A 12462-nucleotide genomic window follows, 5' to 3' on the forward strand; every position below is an offset into this window, starting at 1 on the left:
AGCATCACCGCATGACCGAGCCGACCGGCCGCCGTGAGCGCAAGAAGGCCGCGACCCGCCAGAAGATCGCCGACACCGCCCTGCGGCTCTTCCTGGAACGCGGGTACGAGGAGGTGGGCATCCGCGAGGTGGCCGCCGAGGCCGACGTCGCCGTCACCACGGTCTTCTCCCACTTCGCCTCGAAGGAGGCGCTGGTCTTCGAACAGGACCAGGACTTCGAGCAGCGCCTCACCCGGGCGGCCACCGACGCCTCGCCCGACGAGCCGCTGATCCCCGCGCTGCGCCGCGAGATCCACGCCATGGTGCGCCACTGCACCGCGGAGGGCGCCGACCCGATCTGGCGCATGATCGACGGCTCACCCGCCCTGCGGGAGTACGAGGAGTCGATGAGGCTGCGTCACGCGGACTCGCTGGCCGCCGCCATCGCCGGCCGGCCCGGCCCGGTGCCGTCCACGACGGCCTGCCGGGCGATCGCCCGGTTCGTGGTCGGCGCCTTCTCGCTGGCCCGCGAGGCGGACGACCCCCAGGGCGCGGTGGACGAGGTCTTCACGATGATCGAGGCCGCCTGGGACTCCACCGGCGCGGCCTGAGAACAGCAGTGGCCCGTGGTCCGCGTCCAGCGGGGACCACGGGCCACGGGCCCGACAGCGGACAGACCCTAGGGCTTGCGGGCGAGACCTCCGTACACCGAGACCTCGGCGTCGGCCGAGGGGGCGCCCGGCTCCGGGTGCCAGCGGTTGATCAGGACCACGCCCGGGTCGTCCAGCTCCAGCCCGGTGAAGAAACGTTCCACCCCGGCGAGCGGGCGGGCGTGTACCTCTATCCCGGCCTCCGTGTAGCGCTGGACGCCCGCCTTGGCCGCCTCCGGCGCGTTGTCGGCCGTACCCGCGGTCAGGGCGAGGAAGCTGCCGGCCGGCAGGGCGTCCAGCAGCTTGCGGACGGACGGGTACGCGGCCTCGTCGGAGAGGAAGTGCACGATGTTGATCAGCGTCAGCGCGACCGGCCGGGTGAGGTCCAGGGTGGCCGCCACCGCCGGGTCGGCCAGGAACTCCTCCGGCTCGCGCAGGTCGCCCTCGACGTAGGCGGTGCGCCCCTCCGGGGTGCTGCTGAGCAGGGCGCGCGAATGGGCCAGCACGATCGGGTCGTTGTCGACGTACACCACCCGACAGGACGGGTCCACCGCCTGGACGATCTCGTGCAGGTTCGGTGTGGTGGGGATGCCGGTGCCGACGTCCAGGAACTGGCGGATGCCGTGCTGCTGCGCGAGCCGGCGGACCATCCGGTGCATCACGGCCCGGGCCGCGGTGGCACCGGCCCGGGCGGCGGGCAGGTCGGCGAGCACCCGGTCGCCGACCTCGCGGTCCGCCGGGAAGTTGGTCTTCCCGCCGAGCAGGTAGTCGTAGACCCGCGCGGAGTGCGCCCGGTCGGTCCGCAGGTCCACCTGCGGCGGCTCCTCGAAGTCGGCCTCGATCAGCCAGCTGTCCGGTCCGTTGCCGTCCACAGTCGCCCCTCCCCGTCCGGCATTTGGTCCGGACCACTCAACCACAGGACGTGAACGTCCGTCAGGCGGTTCCCGGTGTCCGCTGAACCTCTCCTTCCGCCTCCCGCAGCGCGGCGGTGAACGAGGGCACCCGCATCGCCGTCAGCAGGCCCAAGGCGGGCCCCGCCGTGCAGACCGTGACGTAGAACGGGATCAGTCCCAGCCGGCCGTGGTCGGCCAGCCACTGGGCCAGCAGCGGGAAGGTTCCGCCGAAGGCCGCGATGGTGGCCGCATTGACCACGCCCAGGCCCACCGCCCGCACCTCGGTCGGGAACAGCAGGCCGGTGAAGACATTGAGGGTGCCGAGCACCGTCGCCACCGTCATCCCCAGCAGCACGGCCACCAGTTGGAACGGCAGCCAGCCCCCGCGCAGCCCGACCAGCAGGAACCCCACCAACGGGACGGGCAGCCCGAAACCGATCCGGGCCACCGGCAGCAGGCCGAAGCGGTCGGCCGCCGCGCCGGTGAGCAGCATGGTGGCCAGCACGACGGCCAGCACGATCGTCATGAAGGAGGCCGCCCGCTCCTTGTCGATGACGTGGTAGGCGGCGGCGTACTGCGGCAGGTAGGTCAGCGCGAAGTAGTAACCGACCGTGCCGCCCAGGGTGTTGAGGAAGACGGTGAGCACCGCCCAGCGGTGGTCGCGCAGCGTGCGCAGGTAGGACGGCCGCTCCCCCGGCTGCGCCTGGGCCCGGGCGCGGTGGAACTCGGCGCTCTCCGGCGCGGCCCGGCGCACCCACACCGCGCCCAGCCCCAGCAGCGCGGCCACCAGGAAGCCCCAACGCCAACCGCCGTTCTCCAGGCCGGACTTGCCGATGGTGTGGATCAGCGTGGTGAGCACTCCGAAGGACAGCAGCGAGCCCAGGATGATCCCGCCGTAGGAGACCGAGCTGAACGCGAAGCGGTGCCGGGGCGGCGCCGTCTCGGTCACGTACGCGGCCACGCTCGGCGCCTCCCCGCCGAAGGCGAGCCCCTGCACCACCCGCACCACCACGGCCAGCACCGCCGCCCAGACGCCGATGGTCCGCTGACCCGGCAGCACGGCCAGGCCCAGGCTGGCGACGGCGATGACGGCCATGCCCAGGCTGAGCGCGAAGCGCCGCCCCCGGGTGTCGCTGAGCCGGCCGATCAGGTAGGAGCCGATAGGCCGGGCCACGAACCCCACCGCGAAGGTGGCGTACGCGGCGAGCACCCCGCTGACGCCGCCCTTGCCGTGCCCGAAGAGGTCGGCGGCGAAGTAGGGCGCGAGCACGGCGTAGATGTTCCAGTCGAAGGACTCGACCACCGATCCCACCGTCGCCGCCGCCAACTCCCGGTGCCGGCCCCCGTCCTGCACCCCGTCGCGCGGCGGGGCGGTGTCGATGCGATCTGTCATGGCGTCAGCATGACACCGTTCGACCAGCGGCGGAATCGGGTTCGGCGCACCCCGCGACGGGTCCGGTCGAGCCGCGAACTCCTCCGCTCGAACCGTGAACGCCGTCCGGCCCGAACCGTGAGCGGGTCCGGCCCGAACGGCGAACGGGTCCGGCCCGAGCCGCGGCACCCCCGTGGCCGCGGCTCGCCGCCGGAGTCGGCGGGCGGATCAGTTGTGCACGTCGACGCAAGTGCCGGTGTACCCCCCGCCGTTGGCGTTGCTGAGGGCACACCAGCGGCCCTCGGCCAGATAGGCGTTCGGGGCGTAGGTGACGGTGTACCAGTTGCCGCCGACCGCGTAGAACGTCGACTCCGCCACGACCACCCCGGACGGGCTCCTGACCTTGATGTCGGCCGAGGTGCTCGATCCGTAGTGGGTGCTGTTGGTCATCTCGTGCACGAAGAAGCCGCTGCCGTCGACACTGAAGCAGACCTGCGGGTCGATTCCGCTGCACCCGCCGCCCAAGGCCGGCTGCGGCGGCTCGGTCGACCGGTCGACGGTGAGCACCCCGTCCGCCGTCCGCACCTCCTGGACCAGGACGGCTCCGGCCCGGGCCGACCCGCCGGCGGACGGAATGGCCGCCGAGGCCCCGACGGTGCCGGCGCTGCCGAGGGTCGCGACGGCCACGGCGCCCGCCACCGCCCTGACCAGGCCCCTGCTCGGACGGCTCGGAGCCGGAGCGGGCGCGTTCATGGGTGCCTCCTCGGTGTGATCACGTCGGCGTTCATCCTCCCGGCGGTGCGGCGGAGCCGACCACGACGTTGACCTGACGTTGACCTGACACTTGGGCCGCGGGGGGCTACTCTCGTTCGCGATCCGGGTCGGACGGGCGGGGCGACGGCACGGGTCCGCGAGGATCCGGGGGGACTGGGTGGGAGCTGCTGATTTCGCCGCGCTGTTGCGGGAGAGACGCCTGACGGCGGGGTGGAGCCAGGACGAACTCGCGGACCGCTCCGGGGTGTCGGCCCGGTCGATCAGCGCCCTGGAGGCGGGCGGTCGCCGGCCGCGACTGTCCTCGGTGGTCCGGCTCGCCGAGGCGCTCGGCCTCGACCCGGACACCCGCGCCCGCTGGCTGACGGCCGTCCGGGACGCCGGCCCGGCGACGCCGGACGCCCCGGCCCCGCTGCCCCTCCCGCTGACCGCGCCCGGCACGACCCGCACGCCCGGCACGACCGGCACCACCAGCCCCCAGCAACTGCCGATGGCGATCCGGCACTTCACCGGCCGCACCCGGGAACTCCGGCTGCTCGACGAACTGCTGGCCGACGTCGCCCCCGGCGGCGGCACCGACGCCGTGCCCGGCTGCGGCGCCGTGGTGATCTCCGCGATCGCCGGCACCGCGGGCGTGGGCAAGACCACCCTGGCCGTGCACTTCGCCCACCGGGTCGCCGACCGCTTCCCCGACGGCCAGCTGTTCGCCAACCTGCGCGGCTTCGACCCGGCCAGGGCGCCGGTCGCCGCCGCCGACGTGGCCCGGGGCTTCCTGGACGCACTGGGCGTCCCGGCCCCGCGCGTCCCCGCCGACCCGGACGGGCAGCTGGCGCTGCTGCGCAGTCGGCTGGCCGGCACCCGGACCCTGATCGTCCTCGACAACGTCCGCGAGGCGGAGCAGGTCCGCCCGCTGCTGCCGGGCTCCGACACCTGCCTGGTCGTGGTCACCAGCCGCAACCGGCTGCCCGGACTGGTCGCCCTGGACGGCGCCGTCCCGCTGCCCCTGGACGTGCTCTCCCCCACCGAGGCCCGCGAACTCTTCGCCCGCCGGCTCGGTGCCGCCGTCGTCGCGGAGCAGCAGGAGGCGGCCGACGAGCTGATCGAGCTGTGCGCCCGGCTGCCGCTGGCGTTGAACATCGCCGCGGCCCGGGCCGCCGACCAGCCCGACACCCCGCTCGGCGTCTGGGCGCGCGAACTGCGCGACTCCCGGGTGCGCCTGGACCTCCTCTCGGCCGGCGACAGCCACGCCGACGTCCGGGTGGTGTTCTCCTGGTCCTACCGGGCGCTGGCCCCGCAGGCCGCCCGGCTGTTCCGGCTGCTCGGCCTGCACCCCGGCCCGCACATCAGCGCGGCGGCGGCCGCGAGCCTCGCGGACCTGCCGCTGCCCGAGACCCGCGCGCTGCTGGAGGACCTGCACCGGGCCCACCTGATCACCGCACCGGAACGGGACCGGTACACCTTCCACGACCTGCTGCGCGCCTACGCCGCCGAGCAGACCGCCGCCCTCGACTCCCCGCCGGAGCAGGCCGACGCGACCCTGCGGATGCTCGACCACTACCTCCACACCGCGGACCGCGCCGCCTGCCTCGCCTACGCGGACGACGCCGCCTGGCAGCCGCTCGGCCTCGCGGAGCCCGCCCCCGGGGTGGCGCCCGAGGAGCTCGCCGACCGGCGGCAGGCACTCGCCTGGTACCGGGAGGAGCAGCCGGTGCTGGAGCGGATCGTCGACTCCGCGCACCGGGCCGGGTCCGACGTCCACGCCTGGCAGCTGGTCGGCGCCCAGGTGCCGTACCTGCTCAAGTCGGGGCTGTGGCAGCAGTGGCAGCGCGCCGGGGAGACCGCGCTGGCCGCCGCCGAACGCACCGGGGACCTCGGCCACCAGGCCCACGCCCACCGCTGGCTCGGCCAGGTGCACCGCTCCCAGGACCGCCAGCCCGAGGCCCAGCGCGAACTGCGGCTGGCGCTCGGCCTGTTCGACGCGCTCGGCGACCGGCCGCGCCAGGGCCGCACCCGACTGGACCTCGCCATCGCCCACGGGGAGGAACGGGCCAACGCCGAGGCCGTGGCCGAGTCCCGCCGGGCCCTGGAGCTGTTCCGGTCCATCGACGACCCCTCCGGGCAGGCCCTCGCCCTCAACAGCATTGGCTGGTACCTGGCCCAGCAGGGCGAGCTGCGGGAGGCGCTGCCCTACTGTCGGCAGGCCCTCGACCTGGCCCGCGCCACCGGCAACCTGCCCGGCCAGTCCTCGATCTGGGACAGCATCGGCTTCGTCCACCACCACCTCGGCGAGTACCACGAGGCGCTCCCGGCCTACCGGGAGTCGCTGCGCCTGCGGCAGCGGATCGGCGACTACTTCCTCCAGGCCGAGATCCACACCCACCTCGGCGACACCCACCTCGCCCTCGGCGACACCGAGGCCGCCCGGGCGGCCTGGACCAGCGGCCTCGCCATCCTGGAGGACCTCCAGCACCGCGACGCCGACGCGGTCCGAGCCCGCCTCGACCGCTGCCCCGGCCCCGAGTCATAGCGCGTGCCGGCCGGTACGGCGGGTGCCGTACCGGCCGGGTGGGCGCTACGCCGAGTCCGTGCCCGGCGGTGGCCGGCACGACGCAGACCGTCGCGAAGGGCAGGGCCCGCAGCACGCGAAGGTCGAGGGCGGCGGCCCGTACCGGCTCCGGTACGCGCCCCGCGTCGAGGTGGGACATGGCGACGTCACCACGGTGGCCCCCCGGGCGGAAGTGCCCTGGGCGGCCGGGAGCTTAAGCGGATCTTCAGCAAGGCCCTGCCATCCTGACCGTCCCGCCCGGGGGAAGCCCGGGCGCCGCCGAGGATCGGACCGCGTGCCGTGACCGAGCTCATCGATCCCGCGCCCCCGGGCGTGGCACCGCCACGGCCCGCTCGCCCCGGCAACCCGCCCACTCCTGCCCCGTCATCGCCAGAGGATCGGCCGACCGTGTCGCAACTCCCGCACCTCCACGAGGCGTCGGCGCACCACGCCGACCCGTCCAGCCCGTCCGGCCCCGCCGCCGGGCGCATCGTCATCGTGTCCGCGAGCGTGGGCGCCGGACACGACGGAGCCGCGGCCCAACTCGCGCTGCGGCTGGGCGGCCTGGGCTTCGAGGTGGACCGCCATGACTTCCTGGACCTGGTCCCCGGCGGACTCGGGCGGCTGGTCTCCAGCGGTTACCGGCTGCTGCTCACCATCGCCCCGGCCGCCTACCAGCGGATCTACTCCAGCACCGAGCACGCCGGGCGCCCGGGCCCGCTGATCCGACTGGCCCAGCGCAGCACCCACCGCCGGCTGCTGCGCGCGCTCCCGGCGGACACCCGCGCGGTGGTGGCCACTTACCCGATCGCCGGGCAGGTGCTCGGCCGGCTGCGCCGCCAGGGGCGGCTGGCGGTGCCGGCCGCCGTCTATCTGACCGACTTCTCGGTCCATCCGCTCTGGGTGGCGCCCGGCGCCGACCTGCACCTGGCGGCCCACTCCATCCCCGCCGGGCAGGCCCGGGAGCACGGCGCCGAGCGGGTGGTGGTCGCCGGGCCGGTGGTCGACCCGCGGTTCACCCCGGCCACCGCCGCCCAGCGCACGGCCGCCCGGCAGCGCTTCGGCCTGCCGACGGACGTGCCGCTGGCGCTGCTGGTGGCCGGCTCCTGGGGCGTCGGCGAGGTCGCGACGGTGGCCGCCGAGGTCCGCGACACCGGGGCGGCCGTACCGGTGGTGGTCTGCGGGAAGAACCGGGCGCTCGCGGCGCAGTTGCGGGCGGACGGCATCGAGCACGTCTTCGGCTGGGTCGACGACGTCCTCGGCCTGATGCACGCCTGCGACGTGCTGGTGCAGAACGCCGGGGGCCTGACCTCGCTGGAGGCCTTCGCCTGCGGGCTGCCGACCATCAGCTACCGCTGCATACCCGGCCACGGCCGGACCAACGCCGAGGCCCTCGACCAGGCCGGCCTCGCCCCCTGGATCGAGGACCCGGCCGACCTCGAACCCGTCCTCCGCTCGATGGTCGACGGCCCCACCGGCCGCCGCCACCGGGCCGCCGGACTGGCCCTGCACCGCGAGGCCGCCGGCCCGGCGGAGGCGGTCGCGGCCGTGGCCTCCGCCGCCCCGGCCGCCACCACCGCGCCCGCCATCGCACCAGCCACCGCACCCGCCCCCGTGCCCGCCGCGCGCCGCCCCGTCCGCCGGCTGGGCGTCGCCCTCGCCGCCCTCACCGCGGCCGTCTGGCTGGCCACCGGCGGCACCCAACTCGCCGTCGCCTACGGCGACTTGGACACCGTCGACGCCGAACACACCGGCCGGACCTTCCTCGTGGTGCACCCGCCGGTCGGCGAGCCCCTCCCCCCGGTCACCGTCAAAGCACTGTCGGCCGCAGGCGCCGCCGTCGCCGTCGACACCGCCCAGGCCGCCGACGACCCCGCCGAGGTCCGCAGCCTCGCCGGAGCCGGGCTCACCCTGGTCAACGCCGGCTACGGCCCGCCGTACGAGACCGGCATCGTCACCGGCCGCAGCTCCCTGGACGCCGGCGCCACCGCCCTGCGCTCGGCCACCGGCGCGGCCAGCGACTTCTTCCTCTCCAGCCGCCACCTGGACGCGCTGGACCTCGGCCTAGCCGCCTACCACCACGAGCACCTGGTCGTCCCCGACGCCCGGATCACCTGCGGCAGCCCCACCACCCCCGAGCTGAAGCCCGGCCAGATCGTCCTGCTCGAATGCGGCAAGGCCCACCCGGCGGACCTCGCCGACACCCTGAAGCGCCTGCTCACCTCCCACCGGCCGCCGCGCCTCGGCGCGCTCACCGTCCTTTCCTGAGGCCAGACATGAAGCCCCGCACCCTCCTGCGCCTCGGCGCCACCGCCGCAGCCGCCACCACCGCCGTCCACGCGGCCCCCGTGCTCTCCACCTACGGGCCGCTGCGCAACCGGCTGCTGCCCCGCCTCGCCGGAACCGGCCGCCCCGACCACGTCGCCCTCACCTTCGACGACGGCCCGGACCGGTACTCCACGCCCTACTTCCTGACCCTGCTGCAGAAGTACGACGTACGGGCCACCTTCTTCCTGCTCGGCTCGATGGCCGAGAGGTCGCCGTCTCTGGTGCGGGAGATCGCCGACGCCGGCCACGAGATCTCCGTGCACGGCTGGGCACACCGCCCGCTGCTGCTGCGCGGCCCCCGCGCCACCCACCAGGACCTGCGCCGGGCCCGGGACACCGTCGCCGAGCTCAGCGGCACCGCGCCGCAGTGGTTCCGGCCCCCTTACGGCGTGATGAGCGCCGCCGCCCACCTGTCCGCCCGCCGCCTCGGCCTCACCCCGGTGCTGTGGACGAGCTGGGGCGAGGACTGGACCAGCCGCGCCACCCCCGACACCGTCCACCGCACCGTCACCGCCGACCTGTACGGCGGCGGCACGGTTCTGCTGCACGACTCCGACTGCACTTCCGCTCCCGCCGCCTGGCGCTCCGCCCTCGGCGCCCTGCCGCAGCTCCTGGACCACTGCGCCGCCCGGGGTTGGCAGGTCGGCCCGCTGCGCGAGCACGGCGTCACCGGCCGCACCGCCCGTTGAGTGCCGGGCGGCTCCGGCTTCACCTCCCGCCGGCCGTCACGGCCGGATCGTCAGGCCGTCCAGGATGAGATCGAGCAGGCGCTCCGCCTGCTCGCGCCGTTCGGGGCTCGCCGAGGTGAGGGCGATGCCTTCGAGCGCGACGCCGATGTCGGTGGGGCTGATGTCGGTGCGGATCGCGCCGGCGGCCACGCAGGCATCCATGAGGGCGGTCAGGGCTGCCCGGATCATGTCCCGGCTGTGACCGTACGGGTTGTTCCCCGTCGCGGCGATGGCCCGCAGGGCGTCGATCATGCCGTACTTGGTGGCCACGTAGTCCAGGAAGAGGCGGGCCCAGGCACGCAGGGCGTCGAAGGGCGGTCTCGCCGCCAGCAGCGCGGGGGCCGCGTCGCACAGCTGGGCCACCTCGTTGCGGTACACCGCCTCGACCAGCGCTTCACGGGTGGGGAAGTTGCGGTACAGCGTGGCGCTGCCCACCCCCGCCTCCTTGGCGATGCGCTCCAGGTGGACGCCGAGCCCCTCCGTCGCGAACTCCCGTGCCGCCACCGCGAGGATCTTCTCCCGGTTGCGCCGCGCGTCAGCTCGCAACGGCCGCTGCGTTCCTTCGGCCATGGTGCCGGCCGTCCCTTCTCGAAACTCCCGCTTGCTAAGCGGAGGCGCGCCCACTTAGCCTGAGGTCAACTGGGGGCGCCCCCGGTTTCACTCTACCGGCCTCACGCACCTCACCGAGGACTCTCCATGACAGGCATCAAGGGCAAGGTGATCGCGCTCACCGGCGCCAGCAGCGGCATCGGCGAGGCAACCGCGATCCATCTCGCCGAACGGGGGGCCCACCTGGTGCTCGGCGCCCGGCGGGAGGACCGCTTGACCGCGGTGGTGGACCGGATCACCGCACAGGGCGGCTCGGCCGTCGGAGTCGTCGTCGACGTCACGCGCCGCGAGGACCTGAAGCGCCTGACCGACGCGAGCATCGACCGCTTCGGCCGGCTCGACGTCCTGATCTCCAACGCGGGCACCATGGCCGTCTCGCCGTTCGACGAGCTGCGCCAGGACGACTGGGACGCCATGGTCGCCACCCACATCACCGGCCTGCTGAACGGCATCGGGGCCGCACTGCCCGTCTTCCGGCAGCAGCGCTCCGGACACTTCGTCAATGTCGCCTCCACCGCGGCCTACGTCGTCAAATCCCCCCAGGCGGTCTACGCGGCCACCAAGACGGCGGTGAAGGTGCTCACCGAGGGCCTGCGCCAGGAATCGGGGCCCGACCTGCGCGTCACCCTCGTCTCCCCCGGCTTCACCAACACCGAAGGCATCGGCAAGGGAGCCGGCCCCGAAGTCGCGGCCGCGCTGACCCGGCAGCGGGACGAGATCGCCATGCCGCCGTCGGCGATCGCCTCCGCCATCGGCTACGCCATCGAACAGCCCGACGGCATCGACGTCAGCGAGATCGTCGTCCGCCCCGCCGCGCAAGCCTGAACACAGCGAGCCGGCGCCACGCGAAAGCCGCCTCCCGGGTGGAAAGAGGCCCGGCACGGCGCTCCTCCGGGCACGGGCACGTGTCGATCGCAGAGCGAACTTTTGCCGTACCACATACTCACAACCGCAAAAGATCCTTGTACGACCGACCCCCCTGACCCGAGCCCGCGGAGGCCCCATGACCACGCCCCAGACCAGCCCGGCCGACGATCCGATCGTCGCCTCGCCGACGTACCTCGCGGACATCCGCACCTACTTCCGCCCCGAGGACATCGACCACATGGCCGCCAAGGGGATCGATCTCGGCACCTACGACGGGGTCAAGAGGAACGCGCTGGCGATCTTCGCCCACACCTCGCCACCGAACCCGGACATGCCCCCGGACGCGGCGGGGCAGTGGAGCGCCAACCGCTCCCAGACGTTCAAGAACTGGATCGTCAACGGATACCCCCTCGGTACCGCGCCGGCCCCGACCGCGCCCCCGGCCGGACCGGCACCGACCCGGCTGCGCAAGGACATCACCACCCTCACCGACGCCGAATTCGCCCTGCTGACCACCGCGTTCAACGGCATCATGGCCCGCGACACCACGGCCCCGGACGGCTACTTCGCGCTGGCCGGCCAGCACGGCCTCCCGCAGGCCTGGTGCCTGCACCACGAGAACCGCTTCAACCCCTGGCACCGCCCGTACCTGATCGAGTTCGAGGACGCGCTGCGCTCCGTCCCGGGCTGCCAGGACGTCACACTCCCCTACTGGGACATCTCGACGCCGCTGCCGGACCGCCTGCAGCACCCGCCGTTCGACAAGTACGTCCTGCCGGCCGACCCCGGCGCCACCGCGCATCCACCGAGGACCGGCTTCTTCCCGTACACGACCAAGCGCTACCCGGTCGCCGACATCACGAAGAACGTCAAGGACTTCGGAGTCCTGGACGACATCACCACGTCGATGGCCCAGTCACTGTGGGGTGCGTACAACACCAACGGCTACCAGGACTTCTCGATCCAGGCCCACGACAGCGGCCACGGGTCGATCGGGCCGACGATGGGCAACCAGGCCGTCTCCGCCTTCGACCCGGTGTTCTGGTTCTTCCACTGCAACATCGACCGGCTCTGGCTGAGCTGGCAGACCCGCGCCACCGCGACCACCCTGGCCGGCTTCCGCACCACCCTGGCGGGGCAGGACCCCAGCTGGCTCACGACACCGCCGCTCAACTCACTGCCACCGTTCACCGTCACCGCCGACCAGACGATCGCCACCGACATCTCGTACGACCGGCTGGACCTCCCCAGCCACGCGGAGGGCGGCCCGGGCGGCATGGGTGTCATGGAGAACCTGACCGGAAGCATCGACGCCGCCCGCACCTTCGCCTTCCGCAGCAGCGATCCGGTCTCGGTGCGGGTGAAGGGGATCGACCGGCTGAACATCCCGGGGTCGTTCATCGTGACCCTGCTCGCCGACGGCGAGCCGCTCGCCAAGCGGTTCTTCTTCCAGCCGGACGACCCGCGGCGCTGTGAGACGTGCAAGCAACACGGCATCGTCAACCTCGACTTCCGGATGCCGCAGGACCAACTCGCCGACAGGACACTGTCCGTACGCATCGACGTGCCGGGCCACGCCGGGGAGATCGGCACGGCCTTCCCGCTCGCCCAGGCGGGCAACCCCACCGTCAACGCACGGCTGCTGGTCGGGGAGGCGTAGCCGTCACCGTCCCACGTCACCGTCCCACGTCACCGCGTCGTCACCACGTCGTCGCCACGT

General features: G+C 73.8%; 10 protein-coding genes. 6 read left to right on the top strand and 4 right to left on the bottom strand.

Features of this window, described 5'->3' with window-relative positions; translation table 11 throughout:
* Positions 1-11: 11 nt before the first annotated feature.
* Positions 12-590: a TetR/AcrR family transcriptional regulator gene (locus ACZ47G_RS11115; RefSeq protein ID WP_465741216.1), complete on the top strand. Its 579-nt coding sequence runs from the start codon at positions 12-14 to the stop codon at positions 588-590.
* Between the two features lie 68 nt (positions 591-658).
* Here ACZ47G_RS11115 and ACZ47G_RS11120 read toward each other — a convergent pair whose 3' ends face one another.
* The 3 genes from ACZ47G_RS11120 to ACZ47G_RS11130 form a co-directional block, all read right to left on the bottom strand.
* A complete protein-coding gene (locus ACZ47G_RS11120) occupies positions 659-1501 on the bottom strand; it encodes an SAM-dependent methyltransferase (protein ID WP_465741218.1) in 843 nt (280 codons plus the stop codon).
* A gap of 61 nt (positions 1502-1562) precedes the next feature.
* Entirely contained in the window at positions 1563-2915 is a 1353-nt protein-coding gene (locus ACZ47G_RS11125; RefSeq protein WP_465741220.1) for an MFS transporter, read from the bottom strand.
* Between the two features lie 207 nt (positions 2916-3122).
* Positions 3123-3647, bottom strand: a complete 525-nt coding sequence (locus ACZ47G_RS11130; RefSeq protein ID WP_465741222.1) for a hypothetical protein — start codon at positions 3645-3647, stop codon at positions 3123-3125.
* A 178-nt stretch (positions 3648-3825) separates the two neighbouring features.
* On the opposite strand from ACZ47G_RS11130, the gene ACZ47G_RS11135 reads away from it, so the two are divergent.
* The 3 genes from ACZ47G_RS11135 to ACZ47G_RS11145 all read left to right on the top strand — a co-directional run bounded on the left by ACZ47G_RS11135 (position 3826) and on the right by ACZ47G_RS11145 (position 9227).
* Positions 3826-6192: an ATP-binding protein gene (locus ACZ47G_RS11135; RefSeq protein ID WP_465741224.1), complete on the top strand. Its 2367-nt coding sequence runs from the start codon at positions 3826-3828 to the stop codon at positions 6190-6192.
* Between the two features lie 426 nt (positions 6193-6618).
* Complete coding sequence (locus ACZ47G_RS11140; protein ID WP_465741226.1) at positions 6619-8478, top strand: MGDG synthase family glycosyltransferase; 1860 nt, start codon at positions 6619-6621, stop codon at positions 8476-8478.
* An 8-nt stretch (positions 8479-8486) separates the two neighbouring features.
* Positions 8487-9227 carry a polysaccharide deacetylase family protein gene (locus ACZ47G_RS11145; RefSeq protein WP_465741228.1) on the top strand — a complete coding sequence of 247 codons (741 nt, stop codon included), beginning with the start codon at positions 8487-8489 and terminating at the stop codon, positions 9225-9227.
* 36 nt (positions 9228-9263) lie between these two features.
* Here the strand turns inward: ACZ47G_RS11145 and ACZ47G_RS11150 are convergent, their stop codons facing one another.
* Complete coding sequence (locus ACZ47G_RS11150; RefSeq protein WP_465741230.1) at positions 9264-9836, bottom strand: TetR/AcrR family transcriptional regulator; 573 nt, start codon at positions 9834-9836, stop codon at positions 9264-9266.
* Between the two features lie 126 nt (positions 9837-9962).
* Between ACZ47G_RS11150 and ACZ47G_RS11155 the strand changes: the two genes are divergently transcribed.
* The gene (locus ACZ47G_RS11155; RefSeq protein WP_465741232.1) at positions 9963-10700 is read left to right on the top strand and encodes an SDR family oxidoreductase; all 738 of its coding nucleotides are present in this window, start codon (positions 9963-9965) and stop codon (positions 10698-10700) included.
* A gap of 178 nt (positions 10701-10878) precedes the next feature.
* Positions 10879-12402 carry a tyrosinase family protein gene (locus tag ACZ47G_RS11160; protein ID WP_465741234.1) on the top strand — a complete coding sequence of 508 codons (1524 nt, stop codon included), beginning with the start codon at positions 10879-10881 and terminating at the stop codon, positions 12400-12402.
* Positions 12403-12462: the final 60 nt, after the last annotated feature.

The sequence above is a fragment of the Kitasatospora sp. NPDC030952 genome, assembly GCF_055571335.1.

Excerpts from the sequence above, each read along its gene's own strand:
- ACZ47G_RS11130 (WP_465741222.1), bottom strand. The coding sequence starts at position 3,647 with ATGAACGCGCCCGCTCCGGCTCCGAGCCGTCCGAGCAGGGGCCTGGTC.
- ACZ47G_RS11125 (WP_465741220.1), bottom strand. The coding sequence starts at position 2,915 with ATGACAGATCGCATCGACACCGCCCCGCCGCGCGACGGGGTGCAGGAC.
- ACZ47G_RS11150 (WP_465741230.1), bottom strand. The coding sequence starts at position 9,836 with ATGGCCGAAGGAACGCAGCGGCCGTTGCGAGCTGACGCGCGGCGCAAC.
- ACZ47G_RS11160 (WP_465741234.1), top strand. The coding sequence starts at position 10,879 with ATGACCACGCCCCAGACCAGCCCGGCCGACGATCCGATCGTCGCCTCG.
- ACZ47G_RS11145 (WP_465741228.1), top strand. The coding sequence starts at position 8,487 with ATGAAGCCCCGCACCCTCCTGCGCCTCGGCGCCACCGCCGCAGCCGCC.
- ACZ47G_RS11115 (WP_465741216.1), top strand. The coding sequence starts at position 12 with ATGACCGAGCCGACCGGCCGCCGTGAGCGCAAGAAGGCCGCGACCCGC.
- ACZ47G_RS11155 (WP_465741232.1), top strand. The coding sequence starts at position 9,963 with ATGACAGGCATCAAGGGCAAGGTGATCGCGCTCACCGGCGCCAGCAGC.